This is a genomic window from Sphaerisporangium sp. NPDC049002, from assembly GCF_040649355.1.
GTDB lineage: Bacteria > Actinomycetota > Actinomycetes > Streptosporangiales > Streptosporangiaceae > Sphaerisporangium.
Genome location: NZ_JBEZFH010000074.1, coordinates 1 through 18,622 on the forward strand (window position 1 = coordinate 1; position 18,622 = coordinate 18,622).

The following is an 18,622-nucleotide window of genomic DNA, read 5'->3' on the forward strand; positions in this document are numbered from 1 at the left end:
GCACGTCCTCCGAGGGAGTGGCGCTGGGGGTGGGTGTAGGTGTGGGGGTGGGGGCGGCCGGGCAGGGCGCGACCGTGGGACGTTCAGACCGTGACGCCCCTGCGGATCACCGGGTACGTCAAGCCCTGGTAGGGGCGTTCAGACCGTGACGCGCTTACGGAACACCCAGTACGTCCAGCCCTGGTAGGCCAGCACGAACGGCAGCGCGATCAGCCCGATCCAGGTGAGGACGCCGAGCGTGTACGGCCCGGAGGCCGCCTCCGCGACGGTGAGGCCGGGGAGCGGGGCCCGCCACAGCGTCCCGAACAGGGCGCCGGTCATCAGCACGATGGACGCGGCGGTGGCGGTGAACGCCCAGCCCTCGCGGTGGCGCCAGATCAGCGCGACGGCGGCGGCCAGGGCGATCATGGCCGCCAGGGCCGCCACCCACAGCAGCGGATGCGAGGTCCAGCCGACGCCGTCCACCTGAGCCTGACCGGCCGTACCCATCTGACCGGCCGTACCCATCTGGCCGGCCGTACCCATCTGACCGGCCGTACCCATCTGACCGGCCGTACCCATCTGGCCGGCCGTGCCCTGACCGGCCGTACCGGCCTGGCCGGCCGCGTCCGCGGTGGCCGCCGGTCCCGCCGACGGGAGGCCGGGGAGCGCCACGATGGCGATCGGCAGGGCGGGCGCCGCCACCGCGAGCGCGGCGCGGCGCGCCCTGGCGCGGAGCGGCCCGGCCGTCTTCAGGGCGACGAACACCGCGCCGTGCAGGACGGCCAGCGACAGCGAGAGAGCGCCGCCCAGCACGGTCGCCGCCGTGGTGCCGTACAGCAGGTTGCCGAAGATGGCTCCCCACAGGAAGGCGGTCAGCACGCTCCCGGTCACGATGCCCGCGTCGCACAGGACGCGTTCCCGCGCCGTGACCTTGCCGCGCCATTCGAGGGCGACGCCGCGCACGATCAGCCCGATCAGGACCATGACCAGCGGCAGGTAGAACCCGCTGAGCAGCCCCGAGTACCAGACCGGGAAGGCCGCGAACATGGCGCCCACGGCCGTGATCAGCCAGACCTCGTTGCCGTCCCAGACCGGGCCGATCGTGGCGAGCATCTGCTCGCGCTCGGCCTCGTCGCGGGAGAGCAGCGGGAGCAGCGCGCCGACGCCGAAGTCGAAGCCTTCGAGCACGAAGTAGCCGGTCCACAGGAAGGCGACGACCAGGAACCAGAAGGTGGTGAGCTCCATGGCGGTCTCCTAGTACATCAGGGTCGGCGCGAGGCGGGCGGCCTCGGCGTCGAGGTCGTCGGGGAGGCGGGGGTCGACGGACGGCTCGACGGGCTCGGGTCCCGCCTTGATGTGCCGCACCAGCAGTCTGGCCTCGGCGATTGCCAGCACCCCGTACAGGAGCGTGAAGATCGCCAGGGAGATCGCCACCTCGCTCAGGGTGACCCCCGGCGAGACGCTCGCCGCCGTGAGCAACTCGCCCTGGACGGTCCAGGGTTGCCGCCCGATCTCGCTGAGCAGCCATCCGGCGATCATCGCCAGGGGCGGCAGCGGGAGCGCCAGCAGGCAGGCCCTGGCGAACCACGCGGGCGTCGCGCGGCGGCGCCGGGTCAGCCAGAGCCCGAGGACCGACAGGCCCACGGTGGCGAGCCCGAACCCGATCATGACCCGGAACGACCAGAACACGACCGGCACGTTGGGCTGGTAGTCGCCGGGGCCGAACTGCTCCTCGTACCGCTTCTGGAGGTCGTCGAGGCCCTGGACCTCGGCGTCCGGGTCGTGCGCGGCGAGCAGGCTGAGCACCTTCGGCACCTCAAGGCCCGGCACGGGCGAGAACGGCGCGCCCTCGACGTCGTGCCGCAGCCCCTCGGCGGCGGCGAGCTTCATGGGCTGCTGCTCGCGCAGGAGCTGGCCCGACAGGTCGCCGCTGCCCGCGGCGACCACTCCGGCGATCGCCGTCATGACCAGCGCGGCGCGAAGGCTCGTCCGCCACATGGCCGGGTCGCGCGGGACGCGGCCGGCGGCCCGTCCGCGCGCCACCCTGGTGAGGGGCACGGTCGCGTCCCCGTCGGCGGCGAGGCGCCGCTCGCGCAGGATCCGGTAGCCGCTCACCGCGACGACGAACCCTCCGGCGACGATGAAGGCCGCCGCGATCACGTGCGGGACCTGGGCCGTGGCCGTGGAGTTGGTCAGCACGGCCCACAGGTCGGTCATCCTGGCCCGCCCGTCGACCACCTCGTAGCCCACCGGGTGCTTCATCCAGGCGTTCGCCGCGAGGATGAAGTACGCCGACAGGTTCGACCCGATGGCGGCGGCCCAGATGCACGCCAGGTGGATCCGCTTGGGCAGCCGCTCCCAGCCGAAGATCCACAGGCCGAGGAAGGTCGACTCCAGGAAGAACGCGAGCAGCGCCTCCATCGCCAGCGGCGCCCCGAACACGTCGCCCACGAAGGTGGAGTACTCACTCCAGTTCATCCCGAACTGGAACTCCTGGACGATGCCCGTGACCACGCCCATCGCGAAGTTGATCAGGAACAGCTTCCCGAAGAACCTGGTCAGCCTGAGGTAGTGCTCCTTGCCCGTGCGGTGCCAGGCCGTCTGCAGCCCGGCGACGAAGACGCCGAGGCCGATCGTCAGGGGTACGAAGAGAAAGTGGTACACGGTGGTGACCCCGAACTGCCACCGAGCCAGGTCCAATGCGTCCATCTTCCCCTCACGGGTCAGGAGCTCTACACGTCGTAGTTCTACTTTAGGTAGTACTACAGGCTGTAGAGCATTTGAGGGTGCCGCGAGTCATGCGATCTTCGTCACATCGGCCCGGCGGCCCCCCACAGGCACACCGGCCCCCACTCGCGGCACCCGGTCCCCGCGGAACCGAGAATGCTCGCCGGGGCGCCCCGGTCACAAGGGACTCGCGCCCCGTCTTCCCCGGATGGACCCCGGGCGTTCCCGGCGGCCTGTCCAATGATCGTTCCCGGCCGCCCGTATGGCGTCACTCCACAGGCTGACTCGCGGGTACGCCCCCCGGTGGAGCCGGAGGCAGGAATCCGGCGGCCCTGAGGTAGGCGTCCAGATCGCCGAGCTCGAAGCCGCGCCGTTCGATCTTGTCGAGCAGGACGCGGAAGTCCCTGGCCAGATCGGCGCGGAAGTGCAGCAGCAGGATGTCGCCGGGGTGGAGCTTCTTGTCGGGGGCCTGGTAGGAGATCTTGCCGCCCGGCTGGACGCTGGCCGTCCACAGGAGCAGGGCCGACTGGCCGCACGCCTTGGCGGCGCGGAGGGTGGTGTCGTTGAAGTTGCCGAAGGGCGGGCGGAAGAGCGTGGGGCGGCGCCCGATCCGCTTGGCGATGACCTTGGCGGAGCCGCAGATCTCGGCCTTCTGGGCCGCGTAGCCGAGACCCCACAGGTTCGGATGGGTGAGCGTGTGGTCCTCGATCGGCACGCCAAGGTCGCGCAGCTCGCGGAAGTAGGACCACTTGCCCGCGCCCACGTAGTGCCCGCCGGCGGCGGAGGGGTCGGGCACGCCCCTGGCCTCCACCGCGTCGCGCATGGCGAACACGGTGATCGGGACCGCCCGTTCCCTGACCAGCTCGACGAACCCGAGGTCCTGCTCCCAGCCGTCGTCGATGGTGAGGAAGACGACCTTGCGCCTGGTCGGGATGGCGGTGACCACAGGGAGCCGTCCGGCGCGCTTCCGTACGCGGTCCACCTCGCCGGGCCGGGGGAGCGCCCCCACCCGCGAGGGGGGCGACGGGCTCGCCGCGGCAGCCGGGTCAGGGGCAGCGGCCGGGTCCGAGGCGGTGGTCGCGTCCGGTACGGCGGTCGCGTCCGGCGCGGTGGGGAGGGGCGGCGTGGTGGGGAGGGGTGGCGCGGCGTCGGAGGTGGCGGGGAGGACGGTGCCGCTCGCCGAACATATCCCGACAAGTCCAATTCCAAGCGCGACGCGTAACGCCTTCCGTCCCCAGATCATGGTGAGCCATCTTGCCATCGCGGTGATCCTCTGCCGCAAACCCGAGATCACGGCCGGGGGCCCGTCACCCAGCCGCAAGGTCTTCGCAAGGACCTCCGCCCATAGTCGTAGGGCGAACGAAAATCGCGGCACCCCGAGCGCGCGGAAAGGACGGCGCGCTCAGGCGAGGACGGCCGCCCAGCTCCTCGGATCACCGTGGACGTGGCCTTCCTCATCGCCGGAAAGCTCGGGTGGGGGTCCGGGCGTCGTCCATCGGCCGCGAGCCGGCCACCATCACGCTGGGAGGATCACCATGAACGGCCCCGAACCCGGGCGGCGCCGTGTGATTCGCAAGGTAGGCCCATGGCCGCGCGGCAGCCTCCTCGGCGGCCTCGGCGATGCCGCCAGGGACGAACTGCTCGGGCTGGGGCGCCCCCGGCAGTTCACCGCGGGCGAGACGATGATCCTCGAAGGGGACAGGGCGACCGACGTCTTCCTCCTCGTGGACGCCTGCGTCAAGATCACGGCGAACACCGAGAGCGGCAAGGTCGCGCTGCTGGGGGTACGCGTCGGCGGCGATCTCGTGGGGGAGTTCGCGGCCCTGGACGGGCGTCCCCGGGCGGCCACCGTCACCGCGGCGGGCCCCTGCCTGGTGCGGCTCATCTCCCAGGAGGCCTTCGTAACGTTCCTCGGCCGCTGTCCCGAGGCATCGCTCGCCGTCAACCGGGCGGTGGTCACCAAGGTGCGCTGGACCACCCGCCGCCGGGTCGAGTACGGCACGTTCTCCACCCTCACACGGCTGGCCCGCATCCTCGTCGAGCTGGCCTGCTCGTACGGCGAGCCGGTGAACGAGGGCATCATGATCGGTGTCTCCTTCACGCAGCCGGAGCTCGCCGCGCTCGTGGGAGCCGCCGACCCGACGGTGCACAAGGCCCTGACCGTGCTGCGCAGGGCCGGGGTCGTCGGCACGGGCTACCGCCGCATCGTCGTCCACGACATCCGCAGGCTGCAGACCTTCGCCGGACTCGGCGACAACCCGTTGGATTATGAGGTTCCGGCGTGACCGGAGCGGGACGCTGTGTGAGCTCCAGCAGTCCCGCCCCGTCCAAAGGAGAGAACCGGTGAACGACCTGAGCGGTGAGGTCCGTCGGCTCTGCATCGCCCTCGACGTCCAGAATCGCGGCCGATGGAACGATCCCGGGCAGGAGGAGCTCCGCCGCCGTCTCGTCGAGGTGATCGCCGAGGCGAGCGGGCAGGCGGGACTCGACCGGCTCTACTTCACCGAGTGGCGCGAGCCCGCCCAGCCGGGGACCGCGACCGTCATGTTCCGGGGGGAGCAGGGCGAGGGGCTGGTGCTGCTGCTGCCGTCGGGGGTGAACGAGGCCCGCGCGATCGCCGGGTTCGCCGGTGAGCTGCGCGTCGCCCTGCGCCAGCACAACCGCCATCTCGGCAGGAACGCGCCCGTACGGCTGCGGCTGCGCGTGGCGTTCCACCAGGGTCCGACGCGGGTGGGCGACGGCGGCTTCACCGGCAGTGCCGTGAACATGGTGTGCCGCCTGCGCGACAGCGACGAGCTGCGGGGGGCGCTCGACGAGCATCCGGACGCCGACCTGGCCGTCATCCTGTCCGCGCAGCTTTTCGAGGACGTCATCGAGCACGAGCACCGCGACCTGAGAAGGCACCTGTTCCGCCGGGTGACCGTGCGTTCCAAGGACGTCGTCACCGAGGCGTGGATCAGCGTGCCGGACGCCGCCCGGGGCGGGCGCGACCTCCCGCCCCGGGTCCGCGTCACCCCCGCGCGGATGAGCGCCGGCCTGACGGGCCCCATCGTCAACATCGACGAGTACTGACGGAAACGGCCATGGACGGCGAGGACGTCGGGAACGGCATGGGACCGCTCATCGCCGTCGCCGGACTGGCCGTCGTACGGGCGCTGCACTCGCACAGGGCGTCGCTCCGGCTCAGGGACGAGCACGGGCGTGAGCCGGCCGAGTGGCAACGGCGCCAGTACGGAGAGGAGCTGAACGCGGCGATCCTGCACCACGCCGACGGCATGCCCGCCGAGGCCCTGCGGCGGTACGGCGCCCTGCTGCGGCTGTCACCGAACGACCCTGTAGCGCTGACGAACGCCGCGCAGATCTGGATCGACCACGGCGTGAGCCTCCAGGACGCGGCGCGGGCGCTCGACCTGGCGGACGCGGTGGTGGTGGATCCGCGCAGGCGTGCCCGCGTGGGGATCCAGCGGGCGCGCCTGCGTCTGTACTTCGGGCGGTACTCCGAGGCGGCGGCCGAGCTGACGGCGTCGGTGGCCGTGTTCCCCGATCCCGGCGTCGATCCGGCGCCCCTCGCCTGGTATCTGCTCGGCACGTGCCTGGCGGAGATGGGGGACGAGCCGGGGGCCCAGCGCGCGTTCCAGACCGTCCTCGCCCACCGGCCCCTGGTGGCCGAGGCGTGGATCTCCCTGGCGCGGGTGCTCGCGGACAGCGACCGCGCCGCCGCCTTCGAACTGCTCGAACACGGGAGCTCCCTCATCGCCCCGCCCGGCCGCGCCTCCCGCGCGGAGCCCGTACAGGGGTCGCTCGCGGAGGTCGTACAGGCGCCGCGCCCCGAGCCCCGGCACGCGCGGCCCGAGGAGCCCGTGGGGGCGGAGGCGCGGGAGGCGGCCGGGGGGCTGCTGGTGGAGGCGGCGCTCATCGCGCTCGACCCGCCCAAGGACCACGACCGGGCACGGGCCTTCCTCCTCAGGGCCGCTCGGCTCTGCCCGGAGAGCCCCTGCCCGCCGTTGAACCTGGCGATGATCGACGAGGAACTGCACGACCTCGACGCCTTCCGGCGGCACATCCGGGAGGCCGTGTCCAAGGTGCGCCCTGCCGACCATCAGCTGATCGCGCGCCTGCTGAGCGGGGCTTTCGCCGGAGCGTACGGAAACGTCACCCTGGCCGCCATGGGAGAGGCGCGCCTCCTCGACGGGGCCGAGCCGCGGCGGCGCCTTGCGGCCTGGGAGCGCCGGCGGACGGCGGAGGAGCGCCCGAGGCCCGGCAACCGCTCCTACAACGGCGTCGCCGCCGGGCACCGCGCGATCGTGTCCGGACCCCGCCGCCCGTACAGCCTCAACGGCGGAACGGCGATGACCCGGAACCCGGAAGAGTCCCCCGGCACCCCGTGAGCGCCACATCGGTTCCGCGCGGGTACTCCGGGCCCGCCCCGGGGGTCAGGAGCGGTCGACGCGGAGTGCCGTCCGGTGCTCCTCGACGCCGGGGGAGCGGACGAGGAGGCGGCGGGCCATCGAGGTGGCGTCCTCCTTGCTGAGGCTCGCCCCCATCGCCGTCGCCTCCTCGAACGCCTCCACCGTGAGGGTGGCGCGCACGACGGCCACGTTGCGCGGGCCGTCGAGCGGGTCCATCAGCTGGGGCGAGTGGCCCACGCGGGAGCCGATGGCCGACACCGCGCCGAGCAGCACGGCGCCCTCCATCGCCCGGCCCGCCATGCCGAGGGCCCCGGCCAGCACGTGGGCGCAGGCCAGCCACAAGGTCATGTCCTCGGTGCGGTCGAGGTACACCACCAGCCGCGCCGCCTCCTGGACGGCCCGGTCGGCCTCGCCGAGGTCCATGGCGACCTTCGCGCCGACCCAGCCGGACGAGCAGTACGCCCAGTCGTGGCCGCACGCCTCGGCGATGTCGGCCGCCTGCAGGAGCTGCCCGGCGGCGAGCGCGGGGTCCCCGGCGACGCGGGTGATCTGCCCGCGCACCATCATGAGCTCCGCCTCCACCCAGGGCAGCCCGGCGGCCCGTACGTGCTTCCACCCCTCCGACAGGGCGAGCTGCGCCTGGCTGGGGTTGCCGCTGAGCTGCAGGAAGTACCCCCTGTAGGGCAGGGCGCGGGCCATGACCTCGATGTCGCCCGCGGCCTCGGCCTGCCGCAGCGCGACCTCGACGTCGTCGTTGCCGGTGATCGGATCCCCGGCGAGGTAGCGGAGCTGCGCCCGTCCGATGAGGGCCTGCCCGCGGCTGGGATGGTCGGGGCCGGCGGAGTCCAGGGCCTTGGTCAGCCACCCGATGCCCTCATGCACGTTCCCGGCGCGGTACCAGTGCCAGGCCAGCGCCGTGGAGATCCGCAGCGCGGAGTCCCCGTCGCCTGCGGTGAGGGCGTGGCCGAGCGCGGTGCGCATGTTGGCCTGCTCGTGCCGGAGCCTGCGCATCCACCGCTCGCCGTCGAACGTCCGCAGCCGGCGGTCGGCGGTCTCGGCCAGCTCTACCGCCCACGCGACGTGCCGGTTCGCCCAGCCGGACCGCTCGTCTCCGGTCAGGGCGCGCATCGCGTACCGCCGGATCGTCTCCAGCATGCGGTAGCGGCGGGGCCCTCCCGCGCCGTCCACGGTGACGAGCGATTTGGAGACCAGCCCGCTCAGCCGGGGCAGCACGGGCGGCCTGTCGTCCAGCCGCTCGGCACCCTCCAGGTCGAACCCGCCCTCGAACACGCTGAGGCAGCCGAGGAGCCGCCGCTCGGGCGGGGTGAGCAGGCTCACGCTCGACTCGATGGCCGCCTCAAGGCTGCGATGGCGCGCGGGAGCGGTCCGCGACCCGCCGGCCAGCAGCGAGAAGCGGTCGTTGAGCCCCTCTTCGATCTGCTGGAGCGACAGGATGCGCGTCTGGGCCGCCGCGAGCTCGATCGCGAGGGGCAGGCCGTCCAGTTCCTGGCAGATCTGGGAGATCAGCTGGCGTTCGGCGTGCCGGGGCCGCCAGCCGGGACGTACGGCTTGGCAGCGTTCCACGAAGAGCTCGACGCCCGCGCCGCCGGGATCCAGCGGCGGCAGATCCCAGGTCGCCTCCCCGGTGATCGACAGCGGCTCCCTGCTCGTGGCCAGCAGCAGCAGGCCGGGGCACCGGGACAGCAGGCTCTCGGCGAGGCCGGCGACGGCGTCGATCAGGTGCTCGCAGTTGTCCAGCACGAGGAGCATCTCGCGGTCGCCGATCGAGGCCGCGAGCTCGTCCGCGCTCTTGGTGATCGCCGTGCCCATCGCCGCGCCGATGGCGCCGGGGAGCAGCGCCTCGTCGGCCACGTCGGCGAGCAGGGCCAGCCACGGCCCTTCGCCCTCCGCCTGGTCCGCGTGCTGGTGGGCGACCTCCAGGGCCATGCGGCTCTTGCCCGTGCCGGCGGCGCCGGTGATCGTCACCAGGCGTTGCGTCGCGAGGAGGCCTTTCACCGTGCTCACCGCGCCCTCGCCTCCGATGAGGCGGGTCAGTGGCGCGGGAAGGCGAGGTCCGGGGGCCTCCCGCTGCTCGGCCGGCTCGGCGAGCGCCACGGTCTCGCGGGGACGCTGCCAATCCAGGCCGGGGTCCTGCTGGAGCACCGCCGCCTCCATGGCGCGCAGGGAGGGGCCCGGATCCACGCCCAGATCGTCGATCAGACGCTCGCGCGCGGTGCGCAGCGCGGCGAGCGCGTCCCCCTGCCGTCCCGTGCGATACAGGGCGAGGGCCAGCAGTTCCCAGGAGCGTTCGGCGAGCGGGTGCTCGCGGACCAGGGGCTCCAGCTCGCCCACGGCCAGGACGGCGGTGCCCACGGCCAGGAGGGCCGCCGCGTGGTCCTGGCGGGCGGCCAGCCGCGCGTTGTCCAGCCGCGCGACCTCGGCCGTGGCCACGTCGCTGTCGCCGAGGTCGACGTACGCGGGCCCGCGCCACAGCCCGAGCGCGGTCGCGAGGCTGTCGGCCGCGGTGGCCGGGTCGTCGACGAGCAGCCGGGCGCCGCGCTCGGCCAGCGCGGCGAAGCGCTCGGCGTCCACCGAATCGGGCCTGACGCGCAGTACGTACCCGGGTCCCTGGCGGTCGAGGATGCCGGTGGGGGACCGCGACGGCCGGTCGGGTTCGAGGGATTTGCGGAGTTTGGTGATATAGGAATACAGGCTCGCCATGACGCTGTTCGGCGCCTGCTCCCCCCAGACCGCCTCGACGATCCGCTCGGCCGTCACCATCTTGCCCTGGGCGATGAGGAGAGTCGCGATGACCGCCTTGACGCGGTTGCCCCCGAGGTCGAGTACCTCCCCGTCGCGGGTCGCGGTGAGCGGCCCCAGGACAGAGAAGTGAAGCCCCGTCGTTTGAGCACTCACGGTGATCCGCCCCCCAGCGTGTCGCCCCCTCCGCAGCTGCGGAACAATTGGCTAGTTATATCCCGAACTCACGGTAAGACGAAGACCGCTCATGAATCTGGGCCGAAGTCGGGACGTTATCGGGATAATGTCCCTGATTGTCCCTGGAATGGCCGTGGTGGCCTTCAAAGGCGGCCGCGTCACGCCGGTGTTAGCGTGATCCCCACGTGAGACGGATGGCAGTGAGCCAGCGAGACCTGACGACGCCCGGCGTCATCGGCGGGCAGAAGTTGCCCTTATCCGCGTCGCGGGTGGGTCTCTAGTCTCTCGGCATCGGAGGTGTCCATGAAGGTCGTTGGCAGTGCCGTGGTCGGAGTCGACCGGGGTCGCGTTTGGGCCGCCCTGCAGGATCCGGCGGTCCTGGTGCGCACCATCCCGGGGTGCGAGCGGCTGGAGGCCACGGGCGGGGACACCTACCGCATGACGGTCAGCGCGGGCGTCGCCTCCATCAAGGGCATCTACCAGGGTGAGGTCGCGCTCTCCGACCCCGAGGAGCCCGAGCGGTTCACGCTGCGCGCGCGGGGCGCCGGAGCCCCCGGCACCGTGGACGCCACCGTGCGCATCACGCTGAGCGAGGTCGATGGCGGCGCGACCCGGGTCGACTACGACGCCGAGGCGGTCGTCGGCGGCATGATCGGCGGGGTCGGCCAGCGCATGCTCGGCTCCGTCGCGAAGAAGACCGCCGGGGAGTTCTTCACCGCGGTCGAGCAGCACCTCCAGGACGGCCTCGCTCCGGCGGTGGTTCCCGGCGGCCTGGCGCCCGTCCCCTCCGCGACCCCGCCCGTCCCCTCCGCGAACGGCGGCAGGAGCCAGGCGGCGGAGCGGCCCGAGGCCGGGCAGGTGTTCGAACGGCCCCGCGGCGAGGCGTCCGAGCGGTCGCGCGGCGGCGCCCCGGTCTGGCCGGTGCTGACGGCCTTCGGCATGGGCGCGGGCATCGCCCTCGGCAGCGCCGTCATCGGATGGCTGCTCGGGCGCACCGGCCGCGGGCGCTAGCGGCCCTGCTTAGATCCTTCGCCTGTTCCCGGCAACGTTCACGCGCGTACGTGACAGGTAGATCCCAGGGTTGTTACGGAACCTCGCGGAAGAGGATCTCCGGGCGTAACGTGGTGATATGCGTGAGTTCCGTGCAGAGGATGCTCGATCGGAGGCCCGGCGACTCATCCACGACCTCCTGGGTGAGGAGCATCCGACCGCTGCGCTGCTGCTGAGCGAGGCCAGAGCCGCGCTCGGCGACGACCGCATGGCGCGCTGTGTGGAGTTGGCGCAGGGCGCCGCGCTCACCAGGCGGTCCTCCGAGCTCGCCGCGATCGCCGGCCTGCTCATCGGCACCGGCGCGCTCGGCACGGGATGGTGGACGGCCGGGCGCGGCGGGAAGATCCCGGCCCCCGACGAGGTACTGGCCGCCAACACCGCCATCGAGCCGTGGACCGACCTCACGGTGCTGGAGATGCTGGCCGCCTGGATCGCCGACGACACCGCCGACGTGGCGTGGGGCGCGCCGGTCGCGTCGGTCGACCTCAACTCCTGGCAGGAGCAGGACCGGATCGACCTCCCCGAGGAGGTCATCCCCGGGCAGCGCCTGGTCGTCTCGTTCGACGCCGGCGGGCGCCTGGACGCCGTGGTGCTGGAGCGGCCCGGCGGTGGGCTCGGGTCGAACCTCGACTTCGCCACGCTGCGTTACTCAGGGCCCGCCGAGGCCCAGTGGAGCTGGGGAGTGGCGGCGGGGCTCGGCCCTCACCCGCTTCCCGGCGAGGACCCCGACCCGTATGCCGTGACCGTCGACCAGCACGCGGCCGAGCGGCTACGTCACTGGGCGCTGCGCCACGGCGCCACGGGCGAGCAGGTCGGTCCGTGGTGGCAGGCGAAGGGCGACGTCATCGCCGCGGTCGAGCGCGTCGACTGGATGTGGCGCAGCGGCGAGTGGTTCGCCTGGTGGCGCGCGACCTCGGCACTGCTCGGCGGCGACCCCGAGCAGCTCGCGGCCCGTATGGACGACATCTCCTCCGCTCCCTGACGGGCGCCCCGGAATGTTCGCCTGATACTTGGGGTTTGAGCATCTTGTGAAGGTTGAGATCTTTTCTGATGTCGTCTGTCCCTGGTGCTACATCGGCCATACGCGCTTCACCCGCGCCGCCGAGCGCTACCGCGAGCAGGGCGGCGAGGTGGAGGTGCGGCTGCGCCCCTTCCAGCTCGCGCCGGACGCGGAGTCCCTCGGGGAGCCGCTCAGCACGTGGATGGAGCGCAGGTTCGGCGGGCCCGACAAGGTGCGGGAGCTCACCGGGCGGGTGACGGGGGTAGCGGCCGAGTCCGGCCTCGACCTGCACATGGACCGGGCCGTCCAGGCGAACTCCTTCGACGCCCACCGGCTCATCCTGGCCGCGACGGAACAGGGCAGGGGCGAGCGGATGGCCCGGCGCCTGTTCCGCGCCTACTTCAGCGACGGCCTGGACATCGGCAGCCGCGAGACCCTCGCCCGGCTCGCCGCCGAGGAGGGGGTCCAGGTGTCCCTGGACGGCGAGGACGGCGCCGAGGAGACCCGCGCGCAGCTCGACCGCGCCCGTGAGCTCGGCATCAGCGGTGTGCCGCTCTTCCTCTTCGAGGGCAAGTACGCCGTCTCGGGCGCGCAACCCGAGGACACGCTGCTCGCCGCCCTGCGGGAGGTCGCCTCCCTCACCGGCCAGGCGCCGCCGGACCAGGGCGACACCTGCTCGGTTTAAGGCTCCTGGCCCGAAGGCTTCTCGCAGGCGAGCGAACGCTAGGCGTGGACCGCGACGCCGAGGTCGCCGGTGCGGTAGTGCCGGCGGCACAGCACGCGGTAGTGCACCTGCGCGCCGTCGGTGTCGGCGATGACAACCTGCTCACCGGTGCGGGCCATGATCCCGTCGACGACGCGGGCGTTGAGCCTGCCCTCGCGCCCGCACCAGCAGAGCACCTCGACCTGCAACCGCGACACCTCGTCGGCCAGCTCGAACAGGCGCTGCGCCGCCGGGAACATCCGCGACCGGAAGTCCGAGGCCAGGCCGAACGCGTAGACGTCGACGCCGTGCGCGTCGACCAGGTCGGCGAGCTGCTCGATCTGGGCGACCGTGTAGAAGCACGCCTCGTCGCAGATGAGGTAGTCGACGGGGTCGTGCGCCCGTACGAGCTCCACCAGGTCGAGGTCGTCGAGGACCTCGATGGCTTCGAGCCCGAGCCCTATACGGCTGGTGACCTGAGGTCCGCCCGAACGGTCGTGCTTGGTGAGCACCAGCCCCCGCCTGCCCTGGCGGCCGTGGTTGTAGTTCATCTGCAGCGCCAGCGTGGACTTCCCGCAGTCCATGGGGCCGTGGAAGAACCTCAGAACGCCGTCGCGGTGGGGATGTGCGGGCGCGGCGGATAGGGCGGACATTTCACTCACGGGGCGTCAGCATACAGTTCGGTCGCTCATCCCTCCGGCCGGGTCGACGCGTGACGGAGTAGGAAGACGCCCGGGGCGGCCGACGGTGGCGCCCATGGCCTGCGAGGACGCGGTGACGATGGGGGAAGCGAGATCTGCCTACGGGTGGATGATTCCTTGGCGGTTGTTGCTGATTCCTGAATCCGGAGGGGTTCAGTAGACACTGAAGGCATGCGCAGCGTCCGAATCGGCGTCGACACCGGGGGCACGTTCACCGACGTGGTCGCGGTGGACGAGCAGACCGGTGAGATCATCACGACCAAGACCCCCTCCACTCCGGCCAACCCCGCCGACGGGTTCATGAACGGCGTGCACAAGGTCCTGGCCGGCAGGAGCCTGTCGGAGGTCGGCGGCATCGTGCACGGCACGACCGTGGCGACCAACCAGTTGCTCGAAGACCGCCCGGTCGACCTGGGCTTCGTCACCACCGAGGGCTTCGAGTTCATCCTGGAGATAGCCCGGCAGAGCGTGCCGGACGGCTACGGGAACTCATACTTCTGGGTCAAGCCGCCGCGCATCGTGCCCGTACACCGGGTGAGGACCGTCGGCGGGCGGCTCGACCACCTCGGCGAGGAGGTGCGGCCGTTCGACGAGGAGGAGGCCGTGCGGGTGGCACGGTGGTTCCGCGACCGCGGCGTCACCGCGCTCGGCGTGTGCTTCCTGCACTCGTACGCCAACCCCGCGCACGAGCGGCGCATGCGCGACGTGCTGGAGCGGGAGCATCCCGACGCGGTCGTGTCCCTGTCGAGCGACGTGCTCCGCGAGTACCGCGAGTACGAGCGCTCGGTCACGACCCTGGTCGACGCGGCGGTCAAGCCCACCATGCGGCGCTACATCGCGAACCTGTCCTCGCGCCTCGGCATGCCGTTCTCGGTGATGAAGAGCAACGGCGGGGTGCTGTCGGCGACGGAGGTGGTCCACCAGCCGATCACGACGGTGCTGTCGGGCCCGGCGGCGGGCGCGCTGGGCGCCGCGCTCATCGCGGGCACGGGCGGGCACCCTTCGGTCATCACCCTCGACGGCGGCGGCACCTCGACGGACGTCGCGGTCGTGGTCGACGGCGAGCCCACCCTCACCACCGAGGGCTCCATCGGCCGCTACCCGTGCAAGATCCCGATGATCGACATCGTGACCGTCGGCGCGGGCGGCGGCTCCATCGCGTGGATCTCCCCCGAGGGCACACTGAAGGTCGGGCCGAAGTCGGCCGGAGCCGACCCGGGCCCCATCTGCTACGCCAAGGGCGGCACCGAGGTGACGGTCACCGACGCGCACGTCTTCCTCGGCCGCGTGCCGCCCCACCTGCTCGGCGGCGAGATCCCCCTGGACGCGGACGCGGCCAGGGCCGGCATCGAGGCGCTCGCGGGCAAGCTCGGCCTGTCGCCCGAGCGCACGGCCGTCGGCGTCCTTGAGATCAGCGCCTTCAACCAGTCGAACGCCATCAGGCAGATCACCGTCAAGCGCGGGCTCGACGTGCGGGACTTCCCGATGGTGGCCTTCGGCGGCTCGGGGCCGCTGCTGGTCTGCCGTCTGATCGACATCCTGTCCGTCCCGGCGGTCGTCGTGCCGCCCAACCCCGGCAACGTGTCGGCGTTCGGGCTGCTCACGGTGGACGTGAAGAACGACTACGTCCGCACGCACGTCACCCGCGACCTCTCCCTGGACACGGCGGCGGGCATCCTCGGCGAGCTGGAGGCCCAGGCCGCCGCCACGCTCGACCGCGAGGGCTTCCCCGGCGACCGGCACGTCTACGCGCGCAGCGCCGACCTGCGCTACTACGGCCAGGCGTACGAGGTGCGCGTGCCCGCCCCCGCCGGTCCGGTAGACGAGGCGTGGCGCGCGGAGGTGCTCGACCGGTTCCACGAGGCCCACCACAAGCTCTACGGGTACGGCTACCGCGACGATCCCCGGCACGCCGTCGAATGGGTCAACCTGCGGGTCTCCGGCATCGGCCCCATCACCCGCCCGGCCATCCCCGAGCTCCCCGACCTCCGCGCGCTTCCCGAGTCCCACGGGCTTCCCGAGCTCCGCGCGCTTCCCGAGTCCCGCGGGCTTCCCGCGGCCGGTGACGCGGTGAGCGTGCCCCCCGCTGACCGGCTGGTGTACTTCGACGAGGACCCGGACTCGCCGCTCCAGGAGAACGGCTGGTGGACCGCGCCCGTCCACCGGCGCGGCGACCTGCGCCGCGGTGACGTCGTCACCGGGCCCGCGGTGATCGAGGAGTATGGCTCGACGCTGCCCCTGCATCCGGGCTTCACCGCCGAGGTGGACCGGCACGCCAACCTCGTGGTCCGCCGGACCACCGCGCACAAGGACGGAGCGGGCGAGTGACAACGGTTGACCCGGTGCTGGTCGAGATCGTCGAAGGGACGCTCGCGTCGGTGGAGATGGAGGTCGAGACGGCGATCGCCCGCACGGCCCGCTCCCCGATGATCCGTGACGCGCACGACTTCCGGGCGGGAATCCACGACGTACGGCTGCGCAAGCTGACCGGTCGCTCGTACTCCGCCCTCGTCCAGCCGATCGTGCGCGACTTCCCGGTATCCGAGATGAACCCCGGTGACGTCTTCTTCCACAACGACGTCTACCTGTCCGAGGGCGGCATCGGCCACCTCCCTGACCTGTGCGTCACCGTGCCGGTGTTCCACGACGGCGAGGTGGTCGCGTTCGTGCAGGCGTTCGGCCACCACGACGACATCGGCGGGGCCGTGCCCGGCTCGATGCCCTCCCACGCGCGCAGCGCCTTCGAGGAGGGGCTGATGGTCCCCCCGATCAAGCTGTGGGACCGCGGCGAGCCCAACCGCGCCGCCCTGACCATCATGACCCGCAACTCCCGCATGCCCGACTCCCTGGCCGGGGACCTCGACGCCGAGTGCTCGGCCTGCCTGATGGGAGCCCGCCGCCTCGGCGAGCTGTTCGGCCGGTACGGCAGGGCCGCGGTCGAGGCGTGCTTCGACGCGATCATCTCCAAGACCACCGAGACGTTCCGCCGCGAGCTGCTCGCCAAGATCCCCGAGGGGGTCCACGTCTGGGAGGACTACGCCGAGCACGACGGCGTGGACGAGCCGAGACTGCACGCCCAGCGGATCACGCTGACCGTCGACCACGCGGCGGACAAGCCGCTCGTCATCGACTTCACCGGCACCTCGCCGCAGGCCAAGGGCCCGATCAACCACGCCGGCGACTACGCCGACGGGGTGTTCCTGAAGAAGTGGCTGGCGCCGATCCTCCGCAACCTCGCCGACACCCCCGAGCGGATGGCGGAGCTGGACGTCAACGAGGGCGTCGTGCCGCTGATCGAGATGAGGTTCCCCGAGAAGGGGACCCTGCTGACGCCGATCTTCCCGGCGCCGACGAACGCCCGTACCTTCGTCATCCTGCGCCTGCTCGGCGTGCTCGCCGGGGTGCTCGCCAAGGCCACCGGCGGGCGCATGCCCGCCGACCAGGAGACCATCCGCTACACCGGCGTGTACGGGGACGACCACGAGGGCCGGCCGTACCTCATGAGGGAGGTGCTCGGCGGCGGTTCGGGCGGACGCTGGTACGCCGACGGGGAGGACACGATCCACGTCGTCCCCGACTCGCGCAACATCCCCGTGGAGTTCGCCGAGTCGCGCTGGCCCTTCCGGGTGGAGCGGCTCGGGCTCGCCCGCGACTCCGGAGGCCCGGGGCTCTACCGCGGCGGTCTCGGGTACGACAAGCACATCCGCATGCTGCGGGACGCCTCGTTCATGTCCATCGCCGACCGCTCGATCCTCGCGTGCTGGGGAGTGAACGGCGGCAGGGCCGGACGTCCGTTCCTCGTGACCGTCGGCGACCGGGAGATGGAGGGGCTCGTCGACGACTTCCCGGTGAAGGAGGGCGAGATCGTCCGGGTCAGGACCACCGGGGGCGGCGGCTGGGGCTCACCGTACGACCGCGACCCGGCGCTGGTGGCGGCGGACGTCCGCGACGGCAAGGTCTCGGCGAAAGCGGCCCACGACGACTACGGCGTCATCCTGCACGACCCGGGCGACTCCGACGCTTCGGCCGGTTCGGACGCTTCGGCCGGTTCGGGCGGGGAACCTCGGGTCGACCTCGACGCCACGGAGAGGCTCCGCGCGGAGCTCCGTACCGCGCGGCCACCCGCATTCTTCGACCGGGGACCCGGCTACCCGCTCCTGTCCGGCGGCCGCCCACAGGCAGACGTAGACACCTGACGCCACGCCCGCCACAGGCCGACGCCGACACCATGACGCCGCAGGCGGGTGGCGGGCCGCCCCCGACACGTGACGCGGCAGGCCGGTGGCGGGCCGCCACCGACATGTGAAGCGGCAGGCCGGCGGCGGGGTCCGCCCGGCCTCCGCCCCGGGTCCCGTGAACCACTACGGATCGAGGACGAACCAGACGACGCAGCGGGGGCTCTCCTCGCTGAACCCCCACCGGTCCGACAGTGCGCGGATCAGCGCGATCCCGCGTCCCGACTCCACGAGGTCGCCGGGGGAGTGGCGGCAGGTGGAGGGCATGGTCTCCGCGCCGTCGTCGACGACCTCGATCTGTACGCGGCCGTCCTCCTCCATGCGCACCACCGTCCCGATCACCGTGGAACGGGTGTGGACCACCGAGTTGGTCACGGCCTCCGACAGCAGGAGCACCGCGTCGTCACAGCGCGGATGACCGTCGAGGACCTTGCGTATCCACAGCCGCGCCTCACCCACGTTCACCTCCCCGGCCCGGAACACCGCCTTCTCCAGCGACCGGACCCCGGCGCTCAGGCGTCCGCGCCTCGTATCACTGTCCCAGTGCCCCCACAGGCCCGCTCCGGCGTCTTCACCGGGCATCTGCGCTACCTCCATCACTCGCTTGTCGTTCGGCGGTGACGCTAGGAAGCGGAGGAGGTTGCCAGCAGCGTTCCGCTGCGCCGCGAAAGGTCGTGGAACTGTCCCTCCCGTGTCCCTTCCGTGCCGTAGCACGTCAGTCTTCACGGTGTGGGTGGAGCCGGCATCGATTCGTCGGTGGTCAGCTCCCTCCCACAGGCCGACTGAGAGAGTGGGGCGGCAGCTTCCACCTTGGCGGCTTCGGGAGCGATGAGTGGCCACTCGATGTTGCGTAAGGTCCTGCGATTGGCTGGGCCGCG

Annotated in this window: 14 protein-coding genes; 8 read left to right on the forward strand and 6 right to left on the reverse strand. The window is 72.2% G+C overall.

All coding sequences use genetic code 11. The annotated features are described in order from the left end of the window. Positions 1 to 138: 138 nt before the first annotated feature. The 3 genes from cydB to AB0B89_RS16995 form a co-directional block, all read right to left on the reverse strand. Entirely contained in the window at positions 139 to 1,227 is a 1,089-nt protein-coding gene (gene cydB / locus AB0B89_RS16985) for a cytochrome d ubiquinol oxidase subunit II (protein ID WP_358553279.1), read from the reverse strand. A 9-nt stretch (positions 1,228 to 1,236) separates the two neighbouring features. After that, positions 1,237 to 2,691 carry a cytochrome ubiquinol oxidase subunit I gene (locus tag AB0B89_RS16990; RefSeq protein WP_358553281.1) on the reverse strand — a complete coding sequence of 485 codons (1,455 nt, stop codon included), beginning with the start codon at positions 2,689 to 2,691 and terminating at the stop codon, positions 1,237 to 1,239. Positions 2,692 to 2,977: 286 nt separating this feature from the next. Further along, complete coding sequence (locus AB0B89_RS16995) at positions 2,978 to 3,970, reverse strand: polysaccharide deacetylase family protein (RefSeq protein WP_358553282.1); 993 nt, start codon at positions 3,968 to 3,970, stop codon at positions 2,978 to 2,980. A 304-nt stretch (positions 3,971 to 4,274) separates the two neighbouring features. Between AB0B89_RS16995 and AB0B89_RS17000 the strand changes: the two genes are divergently transcribed. The 3 genes from AB0B89_RS17000 to AB0B89_RS17010 are packed head-to-tail and all read left to right on the forward strand — an operon-like array spanning position 4,275 to position 7,097. Further along, a complete protein-coding gene (locus AB0B89_RS17000) occupies positions 4,275 to 4,994 on the forward strand; it encodes a Crp/Fnr family transcriptional regulator (protein WP_358553284.1) in 720 nt (239 codons plus the stop codon). A gap of 58 nt (positions 4,995 to 5,052) precedes the next feature. After that, entirely contained in the window at positions 5,053 to 5,781 is a 729-nt protein-coding gene (locus AB0B89_RS17005) for a hypothetical protein (protein WP_358553286.1), read from the forward strand. An 11-nt stretch (positions 5,782 to 5,792) separates the two neighbouring features. After that, positions 5,793 to 7,097 carry a tetratricopeptide repeat protein gene (locus AB0B89_RS17010; protein WP_358553288.1) on the forward strand — a complete coding sequence of 435 codons (1,305 nt, stop codon included), beginning with the start codon at positions 5,793 to 5,795 and terminating at the stop codon, positions 7,095 to 7,097. A gap of 45 nt (positions 7,098 to 7,142) precedes the next feature. Here AB0B89_RS17010 and AB0B89_RS17015 read toward each other — a convergent pair whose 3' ends face one another. Next, a complete protein-coding gene (locus AB0B89_RS17015) occupies positions 7,143 to 10,034 on the reverse strand; it encodes a BTAD domain-containing putative transcriptional regulator (protein ID WP_358553290.1) in 2,892 nt (963 codons plus the stop codon). 324 nt (positions 10,035 to 10,358) lie between these two features. On the opposite strand from AB0B89_RS17015, the gene AB0B89_RS17020 reads away from it, so the two are divergent. The 3 genes from AB0B89_RS17020 (at position 10,359) to AB0B89_RS17030 (ending at position 12,790) form a co-directional block, all read left to right on the forward strand. Continuing rightward, complete coding sequence (locus AB0B89_RS17020) at positions 10,359 to 11,066, forward strand: carbon monoxide dehydrogenase subunit G (RefSeq protein WP_358553292.1); 708 nt, start codon at positions 10,359 to 10,361, stop codon at positions 11,064 to 11,066. A 118-nt stretch (positions 11,067 to 11,184) separates the two neighbouring features. Beyond that, the gene (locus AB0B89_RS17025) at positions 11,185 to 12,087 is read left to right on the forward strand and encodes a hypothetical protein (protein WP_358553294.1); all 903 of its coding nucleotides are present in this window, start codon (positions 11,185 to 11,187) and stop codon (positions 12,085 to 12,087) included. A 46-nt stretch (positions 12,088 to 12,133) separates the two neighbouring features. Next, the gene (locus AB0B89_RS17030) at positions 12,134 to 12,790 is read left to right on the forward strand and encodes a DsbA family oxidoreductase (RefSeq protein WP_358553296.1); all 657 of its coding nucleotides are present in this window, start codon (positions 12,134 to 12,136) and stop codon (positions 12,788 to 12,790) included. A gap of 38 nt (positions 12,791 to 12,828) precedes the next feature. Here AB0B89_RS17030 and AB0B89_RS17035 read toward each other — a convergent pair whose 3' ends face one another. Further along, positions 12,829 to 13,461, reverse strand: coding sequence for a thymidine kinase (locus AB0B89_RS17035; RefSeq protein WP_358553326.1), 633 nt, complete (start codon positions 13,459 to 13,461; stop codon positions 12,829 to 12,831). A gap of 219 nt (positions 13,462 to 13,680) precedes the next feature. Between AB0B89_RS17035 and AB0B89_RS17040 the strand changes: the two genes are divergently transcribed. Beyond that, positions 13,681 to 15,837, forward strand: coding sequence for a hydantoinase/oxoprolinase family protein (locus AB0B89_RS17040; RefSeq protein WP_358553298.1), 2,157 nt, complete (start codon positions 13,681 to 13,683; stop codon positions 15,835 to 15,837). Continuing rightward, on the forward strand, positions 15,834 to 17,705 hold the full coding sequence (locus tag AB0B89_RS17045) for a hydantoinase B/oxoprolinase family protein (protein WP_358553300.1): 1,872 nt from the start codon (positions 15,834 to 15,836) through the stop codon (positions 17,703 to 17,705). Before AB0B89_RS17040 ends, AB0B89_RS17045 begins: the two co-directional genes overlap by 4 nt. A 165-nt stretch (positions 17,706 to 17,870) precedes the next feature. Here AB0B89_RS17045 and AB0B89_RS17050 read toward each other — a convergent pair whose 3' ends face one another. Next, positions 17,871 to 18,326 (reverse strand): ATP-binding protein, encoded by a 456-nt coding sequence (locus AB0B89_RS17050; protein WP_358553302.1) that lies wholly within the window; start codon positions 18,324 to 18,326, stop codon positions 17,871 to 17,873. Between the last annotated feature and the right edge of the window lie 296 nt (positions 18,327 to 18,622).